Source organism: Aeromonas sp. 603079 (assembly GCF_049172135.1).
GTDB classification, from domain to species: Bacteria; Pseudomonadota; Gammaproteobacteria; order Enterobacterales; family Aeromonadaceae; genus Aeromonas; species Aeromonas veronii.
Map to the genome: position 1 here is coordinate 175,770 of NZ_JAAKPX010000004.1, position 18,875 is coordinate 194,644.

Annotated in this window: 14 protein-coding genes and 1 pseudogene; 5 read left to right on the top strand and 10 right to left on the bottom strand. The window is 50.0% G+C overall.

Features of this window, described 5'->3' with window-relative positions; all coding sequences use genetic code 11:
- The first annotated feature begins 80 nt into the window (after positions 1 to 80).
- Positions 81 to 1,304, top strand: a complete 1,224-nt coding sequence (locus G5287_RS04165; RefSeq protein WP_216953530.1) for an EAL and HDOD domain-containing protein — start codon at positions 81 to 83, stop codon at positions 1,302 to 1,304.
- Here the strand turns inward: G5287_RS04165 and G5287_RS04170 are convergent.
- Positions 1,301 to 2,464, bottom strand: a complete 1,164-nt coding sequence (locus G5287_RS04170; RefSeq protein ID WP_421230896.1) for an acetyl-CoA C-acyltransferase — start codon at positions 2,462 to 2,464, stop codon at positions 1,301 to 1,303. The two genes, G5287_RS04165 and G5287_RS04170, sit on opposite strands and share 4 nt — an antisense overlap.
- A 122-nt stretch (positions 2,465 to 2,586) precedes the next feature.
- Here G5287_RS04170 and G5287_RS04175 point away from each other — a divergent pair, with 122 nt between their 5' ends.
- Positions 2,587 to 2,985: a MerR family transcriptional regulator gene (locus G5287_RS04175; protein ID WP_216953528.1), complete on the top strand. Its 399-nt coding sequence runs from the start codon at positions 2,587 to 2,589 to the stop codon at positions 2,983 to 2,985.
- Between the two features lie 89 nt (positions 2,986 to 3,074).
- Here the strand turns inward: G5287_RS04175 and rplY are convergent, their stop codons facing one another.
- The 5 genes from rplY to G5287_RS04200 form a co-directional block, all read right to left on the bottom strand.
- Positions 3,075 to 3,362 (bottom strand): 50S ribosomal protein L25, encoded by a 288-nt coding sequence (gene rplY, locus G5287_RS04180; protein ID WP_005345280.1) that lies wholly within the window; start codon positions 3,360 to 3,362, stop codon positions 3,075 to 3,077.
- 115 nt (positions 3,363 to 3,477) lie between these two features.
- Positions 3,478 to 4,311 carry a hypothetical protein gene (locus tag G5287_RS04185; RefSeq protein WP_421223400.1) on the bottom strand — a complete coding sequence of 278 codons (834 nt, stop codon included), beginning with the start codon at positions 4,309 to 4,311 and terminating at the stop codon, positions 3,478 to 3,480.
- Positions 4,312 to 4,406: 95 nt separating this feature from the next.
- Positions 4,407 to 8,306, bottom strand: coding sequence for an ATP-dependent RNA helicase HrpA (hrpA, locus tag G5287_RS04190; protein ID WP_421230897.1), 3,900 nt, complete (start codon positions 8,304 to 8,306; stop codon positions 4,407 to 4,409).
- A gap of 217 nt (positions 8,307 to 8,523) precedes the next feature.
- A complete protein-coding gene (locus G5287_RS04195) occupies positions 8,524 to 8,943 on the bottom strand; it encodes a CBS domain-containing protein (RefSeq protein ID WP_227342797.1) in 420 nt (139 codons plus the stop codon).
- A 121-nt stretch (positions 8,944 to 9,064) separates the two neighbouring features.
- Complete coding sequence (locus tag G5287_RS04200; protein ID WP_421230898.1) at positions 9,065 to 10,342, bottom strand: HD domain-containing phosphohydrolase; 1,278 nt, start codon at positions 10,340 to 10,342, stop codon at positions 9,065 to 9,067.
- A 220-nt stretch (positions 10,343 to 10,562) separates the two neighbouring features.
- On the opposite strand from G5287_RS04200, the pseudogene G5287_RS04205 reads away from it, so the two are divergent.
- Positions 10,563 to 10,834 (top strand): annotated as a pseudogene (locus tag G5287_RS04205) (hypothetical protein); the annotation flags it as partial.
- 259 nt (positions 10,835 to 11,093) lie between these two features.
- On the opposite strand, the gene G5287_RS04210 reads toward G5287_RS04205, so the two are convergent.
- Positions 11,094 to 11,471 carry a winged helix-turn-helix domain-containing protein gene (locus G5287_RS04210; protein ID WP_216953524.1) on the bottom strand — a complete coding sequence of 126 codons (378 nt, stop codon included), beginning with the start codon at positions 11,469 to 11,471 and terminating at the stop codon, positions 11,094 to 11,096.
- A 1,064-nt stretch (positions 11,472 to 12,535) separates the two neighbouring features.
- On the opposite strand from G5287_RS04210, the gene G5287_RS04215 reads away from it, so the two are divergent.
- Together G5287_RS04215 and G5287_RS04220 are read left to right on the top strand one after the other, a co-directional pair.
- Positions 12,536 to 13,252, top strand: coding sequence for a winged helix-turn-helix domain-containing protein (locus G5287_RS04215; RefSeq protein ID WP_227342793.1), 717 nt, complete (start codon positions 12,536 to 12,538; stop codon positions 13,250 to 13,252).
- A gap of 85 nt (positions 13,253 to 13,337) precedes the next feature.
- On the top strand, positions 13,338 to 13,649 hold the full coding sequence (locus G5287_RS04220; protein WP_216953522.1) for a hypothetical protein: 312 nt from the start codon (positions 13,338 to 13,340) through the stop codon (positions 13,647 to 13,649).
- Positions 13,650 to 13,724: 75 nt separating this feature from the next.
- On the opposite strand, the gene G5287_RS04225 is transcribed toward G5287_RS04220, so the two are convergent.
- The 3 genes from G5287_RS04225 to G5287_RS04235 form a co-directional block, all read right to left on the bottom strand.
- Positions 13,725 to 15,890: a putative bifunctional diguanylate cyclase/phosphodiesterase gene (locus G5287_RS04225; protein WP_421230899.1), complete on the bottom strand. Its 2,166-nt coding sequence runs from the start codon at positions 15,888 to 15,890 to the stop codon at positions 13,725 to 13,727.
- Entirely contained in the window at positions 15,887 to 16,633 is a 747-nt protein-coding gene (locus G5287_RS04230; protein ID WP_216953520.1) for a hypothetical protein, read from the bottom strand. The genes G5287_RS04225 and G5287_RS04230 overlap by 4 nt, the downstream gene beginning before the upstream one ends.
- Before the next feature lie 477 nt (positions 16,634 to 17,110).
- A complete protein-coding gene (locus G5287_RS04235; protein ID WP_421173064.1) occupies positions 17,111 to 18,787 on the bottom strand; it encodes an Ig-like domain-containing protein in 1,677 nt (558 codons plus the stop codon).
- Positions 18,788 to 18,875 lie beyond the last annotated feature (88 nt).

Here is an 18,875-nt window from a genome sequence, read left to right on the forward strand (position 1 = left end):
GCCTTACCGAACAGGGTCAAAACTGGCATAGTGTTCTGCAACACCATAAAATCAACCCAGTACCCATACTGGAGCAAGGCATGTATTCCTACGTAGCCAGACAGCCGATCCTCGACAGAGACCTCAATACCCATGCCTATGAGCTGCTCTTTCGCGATAGCCTGAATAATGTCTTCCCGAGCATCTCCTCACAACAAGCCACCTCCCGGTTGGTGGTCGAGCAGTTTCTGCAACAGAATATCGATCAGCTGTTGGGTGGCCGCCCCTGCTTTATCAATTTTCCCCACTCACTGTTACTGGAAGGACTGGCCGAGTGCCTGCCACCCGAAAAGGTGGTGATCGAAATTCTGGAGGATGCCCCTCCGGATGATGCCCTGCTGGAAAAGGTGAAGCAGTTGCACAAACTGGGCTATCAGCTGGCACTCGATGACTTCACCATGTCGCCGGATTGGGAGCGCTTCCTCCCGTTTATCCACATCATCAAGTTTGATCTGCGTGACACGCCCCTGTTGCAGATCAGGGTGTTCATCAAGCGCCATCAGGCGCTGGGACTCACCTATCTGGCAGAAAAAGTTGAGGACAAGGCTGAGTTCGAACGAGCCAAAAAGCTGGGGATCCAGCTGTTTCAGGGCTTTTTCTTCAGCCGCCCCGAGATGGTCAAACAAGCCACTATGGAGCCCGCCCAGGTCGTGGTCATGCAGTTGCTCAATGTGGTCAACGAGACAGAACCCGATATCAACAAGATCGAGCAACTGCTCAGCCAGGATATCTCTCTGTCACTCAAGTTGCTGCGCTATGTCAATCATCTCAAAGGCCATGCCAACCCCATCTCCTCGTTTCGCCAGGCTGCGATATACTTGGGCAATACCCAGCTAAAGCGTTTTGTTTCACTGGTGGCTGCGACCAGTGCAGGCAAGGGGAAAAGTGCCGAGCTCTACCAGATGTCGATGATCCGTGCCCGTTTCTGCGAGTTGCTGGCGCATACCCATGCGCCGACCCTGCAGGCTCAGCAAGCGTTTATCACCGGTCTCTTTTCGCTACTGGATGTGCTTATGGAGCAGCCGATGGACAAGCTGCTGGGGACTATCCCCCTGATCGAGGATATCCGGCTGGCGCTGCTCGAGCGCAAAGGCACTCTCGGTTTCTATCTCGCATTTTGTGAAGACTACGAGAATGCCAACTGGCCCAAAGTCACGGCCCGAACAGCCCGCCTGGGGTTGAATGAAGATAAGGTAAGCCACCTTTATCTCGCGGCAACGACCTGGGTGAACGAGCAACTGCAAGCGATGGATACCGGCGATTAAGGGATCTCTACCGCAATAGCGGTCGCCTCTCCGCCACCGATACAAAGAGACGCAATGCCTCGTCTCCCTCTCCGCAACCTCAATGCCGAGATCAGCGTCACCAGAATACGTGCTCCACTCGCGCCAAGCGGGTGACCCAATGCGCAGGCGCCACCATGAACATTCACCTTGTGATGGGGGATCCCGCACCCGCTCATGGCCAGCATGGTGACCATGGCAAAGGCTTCGTTGACTTCGAACAGGTCAACCTCATCCACTGACCAGTCGAGACGAGCCAGCAGTCTGGATATTGCGCCAACGGGAGCGGAAGTGAACTCGGCCGGCAATGCCGCATGGCTCTGATAACCGACGATCCGCGCCAATACAGGTACCTGCCAAGCTTGCGCAGTGGCACCATCCATCAATATCAGCGCCGCCGCGCCGTCCGAGATGGAGCTCGAATTGGCCGCCGTAATGGTGCCATCTTTACCAAATGCAGGCTTCAGGGTCGGGATCTTCTCCGGCCTCCCTTTGCCCGGTTGTTCGTCTTCGGCCAGCAACAAGCGATCACCGCGATAGACACTTGCCAGCTCGGATGCAAACGCGCCGGCTTGCTGCGCAGCGCGGGCACGCTGCAACGACGCAAGGGCAAACTCATCCATGGCAATGCGGGTCAAACTGGCATGATCGGCGCTGCGCTGGGCGTGTATTCCCATCAACTGGCCATCATAGGCATCCTGCAATCCGTCGAGGAAAAGGTGATCAAACAGCTGTTGATGGCCCATCCGAAAACCATTGCGGGCATTATCCAGCAGATAGGGGGCCCTGCTCATGCTCTCCATCCCCCCAGCCACCACAACCTTGTTATCGCCCAGACGAAGGGAATCTGCCGCCAGCATCACCGCCTTCATGCCGGAGCCACACACCTTGTTGACCGTGGTAGCAGGCACACTCTCTGGCAATCCCGCTTTTAACATCGCCTGCCTTGCCGGCGCTTGTCCCACACCTGCCGAGAGCACATTGCCCATAAACACTTCATCGATCTGCTCGGGAACAAGCCCGCCCTGTGCCAACGCAGCGGCAATGGCACAGGCCCCCAGCTCCGGGGCCGCCACCTCTGCCAGTGCCCCTTGAAACGCCCCCATTGGCGTACGTTTTGCCGCCACAATTGCAATATCCATTTGCCCGCCTCTTTTAGTTACCTGGTCATAACATAGGTTTTCTATGCCATGGGAACAAGAGTTGCAGTGCAGTTTACGTTTAGGTAAGGTGCCAGCAGGATTTAGCTCGCCAAGAAGTTTATATGAACAAAAACAAGGATGAAGCCCGGAGCTACAGCATCAGTGAACTGGCTCGGGAATTTGATATTACGACGCGTAGCATCCGTTTCTATGAGGATCAAGGGTTACTCAATCCCGCCAGAGAAGGGCAGACCCGCATCTACAGCAAGCAGGATCGGGTTCGTCTCAAGTTGACCCTGCGTGGTAAGCGGCTCGGTTTCAGTCTGGCCGAGATCCGGGAGTTGTTTGATCTTTATGATGCCGACAAGAGCAGCCGCACCCAGCTGCAAACCATGCTCGGGCTGGTTACCGAAAAGCGGGAGACGCTGCAGCAGCAGATGGAAGATATCAGGATGGTGCTGCTGGAGCTGGATGCCGCGGAGCGGCGCTGTCAACAGGCATTGCAGCAACTGGGTCGTTAAAGAAGGGGGCCGTGAGATCCCCTTCTCATGCTTCAGATAACAAAAAGCCACTCCTGAGAGTGGCTTTTCTGCTACCTGACGGTTCGTGATTAAACGCGAACGAAGTCCAGGTGAACCAGCTTGTAACGTACCGGGTGACGCTGGATAGCTTTCACTTTCACGTTAACTTCTTCGCCGTTGATAACCAGAGTCAGTACGGACTCATAGAATTCCGGCTTTTCTTGGGCCAGGATGAATTTCTTGTGGTCAACAGTGATGGACTGGGCTTCTTTGCCTGCACCGTAAACGATGGCAGGAACTTGGTCAGCTTGACGCAGGCGGCGGCTCGCACCTTTCCCCAGGTCAGAACGGACTTCAGCTTGGAATACGAAAGACATAGTATGTATCTCTTTTAAAGGAATGTATGGTGCAAACTGCGACCGGTCAGCACCTCGCAAAACGAGCGCGAATACTACCATGGGCCAATAGCGGATACAAGGCTCATCCCGCGCTTTAACGCCCCTGCTCAAGACGAGCAAATTGCTGTTGCCGCTGGGCCGGACTCAACGCATCAAACTGCGCAAGCGTCTCGGCGCGAGGACAGTAGAGCCCCTCCCCGGTTTTGACCCGGATACTGTTACCGAGGCCCGCCCTGTTTTCTGCGGCCAAGGCCAGCAGATAGCTGTAAGTATCTGCCCCCACCCTGCTGGATAGCTGATTGGCGATGCGCCACAGCGTCTCACCCGCCGCGACCCGATGGCACACTGAGCGCCCCTCGCCAACCGCCGGCGCAGAGAGTGTCAGTGTGGTGCTATCAGATGACACGCTGGCCGCCAGCAGACCATCACTGCGACTCCCCCTCTCGCCAACTGCGGCACCAAGCAACGCCAGCAATGGCTCTGCTTCGTAGCGGGGGGCGACCGCCAACTGAACCGGCATGGCACGAGGAACGTTGAACTCGGCGATAAAGGGCGCTATGAGTTGCGATGGCTCAAAAGGTGAAACACTGCCATGCTGCACGGTTGCAGCGACCTGGCCGGGGGCGACCCCGTAAGCCATCTCGTCGATGCGCCGCAGTCTTGCCAGATAGGTTTTGGAGAGCTGCGCCTCCCCCTCGAACAGATCGAAAGGGGGGACCAGCCGAGCGGGAAAGAGGATCTGCCAGCGACCATGCTTCTGCTTTTGGGCCAGCGGCGGAAACTGATTGCCACGCCAGGCCACAAACATCGCTGGTGGCGTGCGCGCCAGCGGGTAATATTCCGGGTTCAACTGCACCCAGGTTTGTTCCGCAATGGGTTGATAACCGCTGATCACCACCTGCGCCACACTCAACCAGACCCCCAGCATCCTTGCCTCCCTGACTTGCGGTTTGAAGGGGCTACCTGACCGGCAACCCCTTCTTATCACGCGCTATCATGCTGTTAAAACAGTTAGATAGCAGCTTAGCACTGAGCGATGGCGTTAAGCACCCGTTTATCGGAGACCGGATAAGGGGTGCCCAGATTCTGGGCGAAGAACGACACCCGCAGCTCCTCGATCATCCAGCGGATATTGGCCACCTCGGTGGGCACCAGCTGGGATTTGGGGATCTTGGCCAGCAGCGCCTTGTACTCCGACTCCACACTGTGCACCTTGAGCATGTAGACCCGATCCCGGTTGGAATCGATGGCCAGCTTCTCGAGACGACGCTCGATGGCCCGCAGGTAACGCAAGAGATCCGGCAGTCGCTGCCAGCCGGTCTCGGTCACGAACCCTTTGTGAATGAGGTTGCTCAGCTGCTGCTGGATATCGGACATGGCAAAGGCGGTGTCGAGCTGCATCTTGCCCTTGAGCCGTTTCTTGATCTCGTGGGACAGCGTCAGCACGGCTTCCACCTGCTTGGCCACCTCCACCACCGCATCGTTGAGCTCGGCGCGGACATACTCCTTGAGCGCCTCGAAACCGCCCTCGTCCCAGGCCAACCCGCCATGTTGCTCGATCAGCTTGTCGCAGCCGCAGGCGATGCAGTCGTCAATCAGCTCCGCCACCTTGCCAAACGGGTTGAAATAGAGCCCCAGCTTGGCCTTGTTGGGCAGCTTCTCCTGCAGGTACTTGATGGGCGATGGCACGTTGAGCAGCACCAACCGGCGCTGACCGGCCCACATCAGCTGCTGTTGCACCACCGGGCTCTCCACCAGCTGGATGGCGACCGAATCCTTCTGATCAACTAACGTCGGATAGGCCTTCACCTCGAAACCGCTGCGCTTTTGGCTGTACTCCTTCGGCAGCTCGCCAAAGCTCCACAGGGTGAGGCCGGACTGCTCGATGTCATCGTCCGCTACTTGCGACAGGGTCTCCTGCACCTTGCCACGCAGCGACTCTTTCAATGCCTCCAGATCTTTGCCTTCCGCTACCTTCTTGTGCTTGTCGTCAACCACCCGGAAGGTGAGTTTCAGGTGATCGGGTACCGCATTCCAGTCCCAGGATTCACGGGGCACGGTCACGCCAGTCATCCGCCGCAGCTGGCGCTCCATCTCGTCCAGTAGCGGCCCCTGTTCGGGGTTGATACTGGCGAGCAGCGCATCGGCATAGTTCGGCGCTGGCACAAAGTTCTTGCGCATCGGCTTTGGCATCGACTTGATGAGGGCAACCAACAGCTCGTGACGTAGCCCCGGGATCAACCACTCGAACCCCTTCACCTCTACCTGATTCAAGAGCGGCAGCGGAATATGCAGGGTCACGCCATCGGCGGCTTCCCCTGGCTCGAACTGATAGGTCAGCTTGAGCTTGAGGCGCCCCTGCAGCCAGAAGTTGGGGTAGTCGAGATCGCTGATGTGGGCAGCATCCCCCTTCATCAACATCTCTTTTTCGAAGTTGAGCAGCTCGGCGTCCCGCTTTTGCGCCTCTTTCCACCACTTGTCGAAATGGCGAGCGGAGATCACCTCCTCCGGCAAGCGGGCATCGTAGAAGCGGAACAAGTCCTCGTCATCCACCAGGATGTCGCGACGACGGGATTTGTGTTCCAGCGCCTCCACCTCGGCCAGGAGCTTGCGATTGTCGCTGAAGAAACGGTGACGGGTCTCGAAATCCCCCTCCACCAGGGCGCGGCGGATAAACAACTCGCGGCACAGCGCCGGATCGATACGGCTGAAGTTGATGGTGCGCTCGTTGACCAGAGTCAAGCCATAGAGGGTCACCTTCTCCTTGGCCATCACGGCGCCGTTTTTCTTCGACCAGTGGGGGTCGCTGTGGTGCAGCTTGATGAGGTGCCCCGCCAGCGGCTCCACCCACTCGGGTTCAATCTTGGCGTTGATACGAGCGTAGAGACGCGAGGTTTCCACCAATTCTGCGGCCATCACCCACTTGGGCGGCTTTTTAAACAAGCCCGAGGCTGGGAAGAGGTGGAAACGGCCATTGCGAGCACCGAGGAACTCGGGCTTTTCCAAATCCTTGTTGCCGATATGGCTCAAGAGGCCGGTCAGCAGCGCGCAATGCACCGTCTTGAAATCCGCCGGTTCATGGTTGGCTTTAAAACCAAGCTCTTTCACCGTCTGACGCAGCTGGAAATGGATGTCTTGCCACTCCCGTACCCGCAGGTAGGAGAGAAACTCCTTCTGGCACATGCGGCGGAACGGATTGCTGCCCAGGGCATCCTGCTGCTCTTTCAGGTAATTCCACAGATTGACGAAGGCGAGGAAGTCGGAATCCTTGTCCTCAAAGCGTCTGTGCTGCTCGTCGGCGGCCTGCTTCTTCTCCATGGGCCGCTCGCGGGGATCCTGAATGCTGAGGGCGGAGGTGATCACCATCACCTCGCTCAAACAGCCGGTCTGCGCCGCGCTGATCACCATCTTCGCCAGACGCGGATCAAGGGGAATGCGCGAGAGCTGGCGACCGATATCGGTCAGCTGCAGTTTGGCTTCACGATCGCCGGTGGCGGGCAGCTCGCGCACCGCCTCCAGCTCTTTCAATAGGGTCAGGCCGTCCTTGATATGGCGTGACTCCGGCGGCTCGACGAAGGGGAAGGCCTCCATATTGCCAAGGCCGAGCGCCAGCATCTGCAGGATGACGGAGGCCAGGTTAGTGCGCAGGATCTCGGGGTCGGTAAAGGCGGGACGGCTATTGAAATCCTCCTCCGAGTAGAGGCGGATACAGATACCATCCGCCACCCGACCGCAACGCCCTTTACGCTGGTTGGCGCTGGCTTGGGAAACCGGCTCGATGGGCAGGCGCTGCACCTTGGTGCGCCAGGAGTAGCGGCTGATACGGGCGGTACCCGGATCGATGACGTAACGGATGCCCGGCACCGTCAGCGAGGTCTCCGCCACGTTGGTAGCGAGCACGATGCGCCGTCCGGCATGTTGCTGGAACACCTTGTTCTGCTCGGCGTTGGAGAGGCGGGCGTAGAGCGGCAGCACCTCAGTATCGCGCAGGTTGAGCTTGCGCAAGGCATCGGCGGTATCGCGGATCTCCCGCTCACCGTTCATGAAGATAAGGATGTCCCCGAGCCCCTCGCGGGCCAGCTCTTCCACCGCGTCGAAGATCCCCTGCAGTTCGTCGCGCTCTTCCAGCCCTTCACTTTTATCACTGGTGAGCGGGCGGTAGCGCACCTCTACCGGATAGGTGCGGCCAGAGACCTCTATCACCGGCGCCTTGTTGAAATGGCGGGAGAAGCGTTGCGGGTCGATAGTGGCCGAGGTGATGATCACCTTGAGATCCGGGCGCTTGGGCAGCAGTTGCTTGAGATAGCCCAGGATGAAGTCGATATTGAGGCTGCGCTCGTGGGCCTCATCGATGATGATGGTGTCGTACTGGGTGAGCATCCGGTCGTTCTGGATCTCGGCCAGCAGGATACCGTCGGTCATCAGCTTGATGTGGGTCTGCTCGCTAACCTGATCGGTAAAGCGCACCTTGTAACCCACGTAGTGACCGAGTTCGGACTCCATCTCCTCGGCAATACGGGCCGCCACAGTGCGGGCCGCCAGACGACGCGGCTGGGTGTGGCCGATAAAGCCCTTCACCCCGCGCCCCAGCGCCAGACAGATCTTGGGGATCTGGGTGGTTTTGCCCGAGCCGGTTTCGCCGGCGATGATCACCACTTGATGCTCTTCAATGGCTTTGGCGATCTCCGCCTGCTTCTGACTGACCGGCAAGTTGTCCGGATAGGTGACCTTGGGTACGCCCGCCAAACGGGACTGGTAACGCGCCTGCGCCGCATCCAGATCGGCGGCAATGGTCTCGAGTACCGCAGCCTGTTTGCCCTCGGGCAACTTCTTGGCACCGTGCAGACGGCTGGAGAGACGGCGGGCGTCGAGGTTCATGCAGGCAGAGAGACGGCGGCGCAGCGCCTCGATAGAGAGAGACAAGGTACGAATTCCTTAAAAGAGTGCCCGACAAGGGGGCCATATCGATAGCTGGGGGAGATCCTAAAGAGCACAGACAGCAGGTGCAAGCCTTAACATGAGACACTGGAGAGGCAAATTAGCCTCCATACCAGGCTACGGATGGGTGAACGCACCATCTCCCAAAACAATGAAGCAGGCCATTGGCCTGCTTCTGTTGCATGTTGCATCCGGTCAGCCCTTAGCCGTGATTGTGTACAAAACAGGTGGTCAACTGGGCATGGATAGCCTGCATCACATTATGGCGATTGATTACCCCGAGCAGCCTGCCCTCCTCCACCACCGGATAGATCTTGGGTTTCTGTCCCATCATCATCTCCGCCAGGGTGAGGATGCTGGTATCTGGCTCAACAGTCAGTACCTCCTTGCGCATCACATCCTTGACCTGAGCGACCTGCTCACAGTGATAAGCTTCCTTGAGCATCACTGCAATGCAATCCTGCTCGGAGATCCAGCCGATCAAGTGTCCCTGCCCATCCACCACTGGCCCTCCCAACTGATGACTGTTCAAAAATTTCTCGACCGCAGCCTGCACCATCATGTCTGCAGTGAAGGTTATAGGTCTGCTCTGCATATAATCCCTGGCTTTTAGCGATTCCATATCAATTCCCCTATCCATAGTCCAATCAGGCTGGCGTCTTGCGCGTCAGTACCGGCACCACGCACGGCTTGCTCCAAGCATAGCTGGCTCACTGCCGGATGGGTCAGCCTCTCCTCCCCCATCAACCGATTGCATATCTGTTTTCATTGGCCGGCATGGCCGCAGCCATCATCTGTGGCAGATAATCCGCCAACGTCGCCACCACGACAGGATCTACCCGACCCTGAGCCGCCAGTTGATGCATAAAAGCCAGAGCATCACGAGCAGGCAGCCCACGTCGATAAGGTCTGTCCTGCACCATGGCCTGGAAAATATCGGCCACCCGCAGGATGCGCGCTTCGAGCGCCATGGCGGATGCCGGCAGATGGAACGGATAGCCCTCCCCGTCAGGCTCCTCATGGTGATAGGCCGCCCAGCAGGCTATCTCCTCAAACCCTTCGATATGACGCAGGATCTGGTAGGTTTCGAAACTGTGGGTATTGATGATTGCCCGCTCCTCCGGCGTCAAGCCGGCAGGTTTGTCCAATATTTCATCAGGAACCCTCAACTTGCCGAGATCATGCAACAGCCCTGCAATTTCGAGCATGTCACAATGGACACTACTAACCCCCAGCCGCTCGGCCAGGGCACGCGAAAGACGGCTCACTCCGAGGGAGTGCGTCATAGTGAATGGACTTTTGGCATCAACGATACCCGAGAAGATCCTGGCCAACGCTTTTAGCTCACCATTATCGGTGATGCAGGACTCCCGCTGCCTCAGCATCTCGTGCATGTAATCATTGATGGCTCGCGCCTCCAGTTGCAACCAGAACGCCTCCGAGCGGGAGGCTTGGAGAAAACCATCCAACAGATCGGTGGCAAAGAATTCGTCACGGCAATCCTGCAGGCGAGCACGGATCTCGTGTGTATGCATTAACAATGAGCCATCGCCATAGAATGGGGCAGCCAGCGCATCGCAACGATCCACCAGAAAGATAAGGTTGGCCTGACGAGCAACCTGGGGGTCCACATCGGCCATCTCGCGCAAGAGATGCCAGTGGGTATGATGATAACGGATAGGCAGTGCCAACGGGGCCAGCAAGCGGAAATCCTTGAGCAGCTGATATCCTACCTCGCAGTGACGCTGGGAGGACTCCCAATCGAACTCACTAACCAGATGGTGATGGGTGATGGTCGAGGAGACACCAATATCGTGCAGCACGCCGAGCTCAAACAACAAACAACATTCAGCTGTATCCAGCCCCAATACCCGACCACACTCGGCCGCCATGATCCCGACCCGTTTACCATGGGCCACATCGCCAATTCCTACCAGATCCAGTGACGCAGACAAGGCATAAACGACCTGTCTGAGATCCACCTGAAGCGAGCACGAACCGGCTTCCTGCGCTCTGTTCATGATCCCTGTCCCATGCTGTTTTGTGATGATGCAAGGGTGTCGTTTTACTCCTTGCTACTGATAAATCTAGTCATTAATCCCATGGTTTACCTCATCACGGTTTTGCAAAAAGCAGTGCAAAGAGGCTTATAGAGCCCTTGTATCCCTACTACCGCTCAACCGGGCCTCTTTCACGCGAACAAGACCTGCTGCTCGATGGGATTGCCGGGATACACCCAACCGGCGTAGAAGGATAAAAGCGGTCATCGCACAGCATGTGCGAGCAGTCGCGACACCATAAGGTTCCGCACACTGGTGTTAAACAAAGCTCGTTATTGCAGCTAAATGCAGTCGCGCGGTGCTTCGGATGGCTGAAGAGGTTTCAGATATGAAAAGCAGGCGAGAGGTTATGCTGTCTTCATCAATCAGGTTTTCTGTCTTGGTGACCAGCGAGAACAAATAGAGATCGTGCATGTTGATATCACATCTTTGAGCTGTACAACCAGGCATTAATTTTCTGCAGTTATCCATAGATAAAAACAATAATATTCCACGCTCCACAAACCGAAAAATATAATTCCTGATTGGCAAGATAGTTAAAATAAGGCTTGACAGCGTATTCATACCTGAACTTTATCATGCTTCAGTATTTTTCGTGAAATGGCGTTGGGCTACTGTAGCTTGCCACGACTATTTCATACTAACAGTAACCCTTACAGCAATGGCCTCACCAATATAATTAATAACCAGCACCGACAATAAATATCAATAATCAAACAGCAAACTCATTTACTTTCAGTTGTTTTTCTAATCTAAATCCCGATTTGGCTGGATTGAATATATAACCAGACCCAGAGACATTTGTCAGGCATGAGCAATCTTCATCTGCTTTCCTCAAGAACTTTCTAATATTTGACAATGAAACCGAAACGGTATTGTCGCAGACAATACGATTAGTCCATACACTATGTAAAATTTCATCTTTTGAGATCAATCGCCCTACGTTATTTATCAAATAAATCAATACATCCCTGTCTTTTTTACCCAGCCTAGACTGTACCAACAATCCCCCCAATGCTTTGTATTCGACAATACCATTTTGAAGATCAAAGGTAACTCCCTTATCTCTATTTACCATTTTTATATACATATCATTTCACCTCGACCAATACAGATTCACATATGCCTGATAACTAAGCAGCAATAATCCTATGTTTTAATCAAAATGTAGTGATGCTAAAATAATAAATTTATAAAAATAAAAAATCCTTTCTTTTCAATTAGTTACACCAACACCATCTCATCTGTCATAGTAATTTCATTGTTCATTCATCACTCCGAATGCTCAGTAACAGGCAACCTTTTCAAAGGCCATCTCCTGTATTATTCAATACTCAAAACCATGAAATAACGACTTAATTAATCTTATATCACTGATATATAAAAAGAGTTCATGAGTATCCTCACATGACATAAAGAATACAATGCTGGTTAAATATAATGCTGATTCGACGCATATTTACATGAAAAGATATGATTTAATAGGGAGTTAATTTAGATCTATCTATTATCCGATAGCTATGTAGCTATTTGCCAGATCATCGCAGAGAGTTGTCACCAGCTTTGATAACTGTATTTTTACGTTACCGCCTCTGATTATCTCAGGAACCGACATTAGATATGTCTACCAGTCACTTGATAGCTTTATTTACCATAACGTATCAAGCCAGATTTAAACTAGACATGATTTAATATTTATTGTCAAGCTGGCATATATTTAACAGCATTATCAACAACCACTAACAAGTTAATATAACACCAAGAAATTTACCACAACAATAAATATTCAGATGACAATCAAAGCAACTTCTCACATCCTGCTTATTTTTCTTTATAAACATCTCCATCTGTTGTAAAACTACGCAACAAATAAACGGTTAAGATTTGTGTCAAGGTTTATAGTGAGACACCTCACTTAAAATTTTTATAATTAATGGATTAGATAAACTAATTAATACTGAAACTATGATGAGCGATGTCTCACTATTGAGAACGAATAATATACAGGGTGCTTGAATAAGAGTATTGCAACTATAGTAATGTTACTTATAGAATAACTAAAAGTAAGGCTATCGTAGATAGAGGTCTAAGGATTAGCTTTCACTGGATGAGAGCCTTGTTTATAACGTAAAATTTAATCATTGGTGGTTTTGCATGCTGGACTACAACCCCGTCTCAGGTGACGTCACATGGAACTCAGAAGTGATTGCTCGATTAAGCAAAAGCGAGACACTGATTTTTACCGCTTTACTAAAAAAATTAAATCAGTTTTCCAGTAAAGAGGAACTGATTGAAGAAGGGTGGCCTAACAAGTTCGTCTCTCCCAATTCATTGGCAGTTGCTATAAAAAACATCAGAAAAGTACTACAAGAAACTGACGGGGCTTTTAAGATAGAAACCGTTCACCGGAGAGGTTATATACTTCATGGCGCAGCAGACAAGATCCAATCTAGCATGATTGCTCTGCAACCTCCTTGTGACTCGTCAAAAAATAAAAATGAGATAAATACAGAGAATAAAACAACCGAATCAAGTTCAGATGAAGTAGATGAGGCCATTATTGATATGGCCAAAATTAACGCAAAGATCATAGCGCAAGAAAATCATGCCAGTTATTTTAAAAAAATATTTGTCAAAACACTATTCTCGCTGTATTGCGTAGCGATCCTGTCATTAGGTATCATATATTTCTTTTCTTCAGGTGAACTTTACTGCTATCAGTTAAGTGAAAAAACAAAGATATGTGGCGTTTTTGAGCTAAATAAAAGCAAGCAAAAGTCAATATCTGACAATATACAAAAGAAATCTGGTCTTTATCTTTATGGATATGACAACAATGATCAAGACATTAAAGTTCATAGCGTTGACTAGTTTCATAGTCCTCCATACTTATATTATTATTCCGGTTATCAATGGTATGGGGTGCAATTATAACTCAGAGGCAAATGATGTAAAGATGAAATATATAAGCACATGTCGATTCGGCATTGTAGAAACAATCGCATGGAACAAGATTAGTGGAGAGAAAAAACTTTTTAAAGGAATCTTGGCAAAAAAGAAAGACGATTTGTTTTTTTTTGTAGTTTATTCAAAAGAACTATCCAAACCTATATTCGATTTTGATGATGGTCTAAATGTAAGGTTTACCGATGCTCATATATACTCGGCGAAGCAAATTCATGCGGGGCAATACGATTGGGTTCTTCTAAGAAACCCATCGTATCGTGTTTACAAGGTAAATATGGCTGGCAAGTTGGGATTTTGGTAATGCTATTCTTGCTAGCCAATGATATTAAGTAGCATAGCTTTTAATTTTATATCGATTGACGCCTTCTTTATCGGCTTAGAGCCAATCTTTTATGTAGCTTAACATGGCCTCTTCTTTCATTGGTTTTGAGAAATAGTACCCTTGCACATATTTTACCCCCAAGTTTTTCAACACCCAAAGCTCGTCTTCTTCTTCAACACCCTCAGCGATAACGTACATACCCGCTTCGTTCGCATAAGTTAATATGGAGTTCAAAAGGCGCTGCATGGATAGTGAGTTATTAATGCCAGACACTAGATTCCTATCAATCTTGATTGCATCAAAAGCCCCCATACTTAGTGTAGAAAAAAAGGCATAGCCAGTACCAAAGTCATCAAGGTAAACTTCTACTCCGAGTTCTTTTATTTGGCCAACCGCATTAATGAACACTGCCTGCTCAACGATTGGTACCGACTCAGTAACTTCTAAATTTAATGAACCTCGTGGCAATTTACATTCTATGATCACCTTTTCCATTAAGTTTCTAATTATCCCACAATTGAAGATGATCTGAGAGGGAGATATGTTGACTGTAACGGGATAACCTGACTTTAGAATAAAATTTACTGCGCATTGTACCATAAGTTCAAACAGTGCATTCATATGGCCATATTCTTCAGCCCACTGAATTATATCAACCGTGCTAAAATTAGGATGTCGCAGTAATGCTTCAAATGACTTTATTCTCCCCTGCTCAATATCGTGTAGCGGCTGGAATACCGCATAACATTCCCCCAACATTAACTCTATATTAAATGTTCTTTGCAAATAAAATGTCTCATGATTTTTTCGGTAGTCCATCTTTTCTTCAAAATACACTGGCGCACGATCATGGGAGCATTTGGCTGCATACATGGCCATATCCGCTTTATCAAGCAACTCTTCTACTGTAACTGCTTGATGAGGATAAGCGCTAACTCCAATAGAAATACCAATTGAAAATGTGCGCTCTCCTATTGCGATGGGCTGCGTTATTTTTTCGATTAGTTCCTGATAACGCTGCAGGGCTACACTTTTCTCACCAGGAATAACAAAAGCAAACTCATCACCACCAAGGCGTGCGACAGGGCTATTCATACCTAAGATTGATGACATTCTTGCTGAAGATATCTTTAATACAAGGTCACCTGCAGCGTGTCCCATAAAATCATTAATTTCTTTAAATTTATCAAGGTCTGCATATGCGACCAGAAACTCTTCATTGGTGTTACATTTTTCACTTAATACGCTCCTGAATCCCTCTCTGTTAAGCAAGCCAGTCAAAGGGTCTATTAGTTTACTTTTTCTAAGCTCATCTACCGTTTTCTGCAGCGCATGTATAATGTGTGTTTCTTTCTTCCGCATTATCAAGATAATGCTGGTACTAATGCATATACTGTAAAATAAAATAAAATCATAAAGAGATAAATCCAAAGCTACATTTACAGCAGCGCAAAAAGCTGAGACCAACGCCGCAATAACAATTCTCACATAGGGTCTGGATTTAATAAAAAGACAAATAAATGATGCCATCAAGATTAATGCAAACGTTTCCTTTGATAAGGTATGAAAAAACTCATTTACTATAAAAAAAACAATTGATGACAGTGACACCAATAAACAAAAGTTCATCATCTTCAGGTTTTTGTTGTCAGGAATGAATTGCTCTGACAAAAAAAGATATGATGTAAAAAAGGTAAATGCCATTAGGTTTGCGGAAAACAGCTGATATACCAATTTTTCTGAGGAACTAGGGAAAACCAGGACAGATACACTTGCAATAAGAGTACATAAGGCTCCACCAAAATGGAGCCATAAAAATGATAGCACTTCATTGTCTTTTGAAAGAAAAGATATTGATGATTGCCAAAAATTCAACACAAATAGAAAGCCAATGATAAATACAGTGTTATTGACAGCATACATTATCAATGATGACCAATAAGACCCCATTCCCATAGGATAATTTTGGCTACTAAAATAGAGTAAGTTGAACCCTATTACTGTCATGAAAATTGATATTAGTGATATTGTCTTATCTATGCAGCGACCAAATGCCCATAGAAAAAATACCAGATAAGCATTAGGTGCCCAGATAATGCTGTATTCAGAATGATGATGCCCATCATTTTTCAATGTATGGAATACATCTTGATAAATCATATTACAGAGTGTTAATGTACACAATGCAATAACAAGTGTAGTATTCTTGATGGCACTCATAACATGACCTTATAGGAGACATCATCCAGATTTTTTGCTAAATGAGCAGTTGAAATATAATCGCCCATCAATGCAAAAAATGGTGTCCGACAAGCTATATCCAGATCTGTCTGACTTTGCACTCTATCTAATATGAGTTGCATTGCCAGTTTTTCTTTAACATAGAAGCAGGTATCAATAAAGTGATTAACTTCCGCCAAATTAGACGGAGGCGGTCCTAATCTGACATATTTAAATAGTTCTTTAACCACCTGGAAATCTCTGGGTTCGTTATCTTTCCAGTTATACCCTCCCAGACAAACCATATGGCCACTATCGACTATTTTAAATAGTGACTTTTGCCACTCCTTATCATTTTTATGATATGGTAAATTCAAGTCAAGAATCAACTCTATCTTTTGAGAGCGCAGACTATCCATCAATGCTATTAGCTGGCTAGATATTTTTGATAATACTCGTGGTTCAGCCTTAAAAAATAACTGACATGGCCGACGTCCAGCTTGATGATATGCCTTGCAACACTCTTCAAGAAGTGACATTTGTACACAGGTGATCATCAAAAGCAAATCGTGATCACAGGAATGATAGAATGAAGCCGCCTCCATACTGAGTGGTCTAAAATAGAAACCAGCCATTCTTTTTTTAGGGTCTTTGCTATAAATATCCTGTACAAATAATCGAGTGTAGCTATTCCACCACTCAATATCATCCTCACCGATGTTCCAACTGTTATCCTGTTCCATTTCATCCCCAATCTGACCGGTCTATGATGTTTCAAATTTGGCAGATTGAGATTTTAAGTTGAGCCATCAAAAAGATGATGATTAATAAAATAATAAAAACCACTCACCAAGACAGATGATGGCAACATAACGCATTGATTTAATGCGATTTTATGGATAACCATACAAATGATTGAATCTCCAAGAATGATCTTTTTACAACGTGAAGTTTAATTCTTCAGGCTCTATTTTTTGAGCCACATATATTAAAACTCGACAACCGTCCTCTGATAGCTTTCATATTTGTACTTCTGCATGGGGTTGGTTTTATAACCATTCCAAGCTCAACGAGCTGTAGTATATGGATATCACCCTTGTTGTTCAGTAGTGATGGCGTGAATAACCGCAGTGCAAAATTGAGGGGATAATGGTGATCACATCACCACTATCCCCGGTTAGTTCCATTCAATCGGTATCGTTCCGGGAAACAAGGCCTCCTCAACGACGTATGCACGCTACCTGGCTAGGCTGTGTGTCACCGAATCCACCAACGAGACCTGTGTGCATATAGACGGCGGCATGTGCACTAACAGCAAGAGGGTCGTACGTCTCACTCGTCCAATAGTCATCGAAAGAGCCACCACACTTGTTAGCCAGTGGCCATCCATGAACATGACACAAGGCATAATTCTCACCAGAAGAAGGAGATATCTCGACAAACAATGCCTGCAATTCAGCTACCGTCGGTAGACGGCGTCCGATGCTATTGCAGTAGTTGTCGGCATCCAGCCAATTCATGGTGGCCGGATCCGGCTTGAGGAATCTTGTTATCATCAATTCTGTAAAGCTGACCGTTGCCGCTTTTTGCACGGTATCGCTATTTTTCGCATATAGCGTCACCTCCACATCCTCAACCACGCTGCTGCGCAGTGACACGATCACCTCACCAACGTCATTGGTAGTGGTCGTCCATGGCGACTCGTTATCGAACGTGGCGGTGCCCTTGTCAGCACTGAACTGCACAGTGATCGGCACATTTGCCAGAACCGACCCAGCAAGGTCTTTGAATGTGGCCACTATTGTGTTCAAGGCCTTATTATTGGCGGGCTGATTATTGGTGCCCACGGCTAATCTATCGAGCACCGGGTAGAGTGCGAAGTTGGCATCACTGGTCATGCCCGTGTCACCGGAATTGGCTTCAGCCCTTGCCGTCACGGCGACCGTCTCAGCCTGGGTGTTGATGAGGGTCACTGTTGCCAGACCATTACTGTCGGTCACACTTGTCGCTGCGCCCAAGGTTGCCGTGGTGCTGCCATGCGACCATATCACGCTAGCGCCCTGCATGGGGTTCCCCTCGATATCATGCACAGTCGCAGTCAGCAGGTCAGCGCTGACGTTATCCGCAGGCTGATTGTCAGTGGTGGTCACCAGCTGGGCCACTCTCGCGGTGGCAGGGTTGGCGGCCAGAGTCACCTGCAGTGATGGAGGAAGTGTGGTCAAGGGAGCGCCATCCAGCTGTGGCATCAGGGTGACAACGCCAGACTTGGTCCCCGTCAGGATGTACTCATAGATGCCATTGCCCCGGTCGTTTTCCATCAGGGAGATAACATCTGTATCCACACCGCTATAACCTAGCTCCACCCGATCACTGATGCCGATTACCGGTGTTTGATTGTCGTCTTTGAGGGTCAGCGTCAAAACTGCGTTATCAACCCCATCCGCCACTATGGTGGACTTGTCGACACTGAAGGTGGATTTGGCGGGGTCTGGCCGCCCCTGCACCACCGCAGAGAGCGAACTGCTTGTCTCGACCCCCTCGGACGGATCGGTCACCGCCGGATTGGTGGCCGGGATGACCGCAAAGCGAAGCTGTTTGCCACGCTCGGCATCGGTCAAAAGATAGCGATCACCTCTGGCGAGTTCGATGTCACTATTATTCAGCCAGCGCAATACACTGCCCTGTTCCTCATCAGTATCCTGGTCATTAAAGGTATATGTTCCCAGCAGGGTATCCCCCACCAAGGGCGCCGCCGGGCCAGTCAGTGTCACGCCAGATGCCACTGGCGCACGCCCCTGCACCGACAGGGTGTTGGCACTTTCGGCCATTGCTCCTGTCGTTTGCCCCAGCACCAGCCACAGTGCCAGATATGACAAATAACGAGATATCACCTTCATTCAAACACTCTCCGGTTTACGACAGCACCATCACCTGCTGTAACTAGCCAGCCTCGCCATTTTTACAGGCCAAGCTGATTAAAATGGT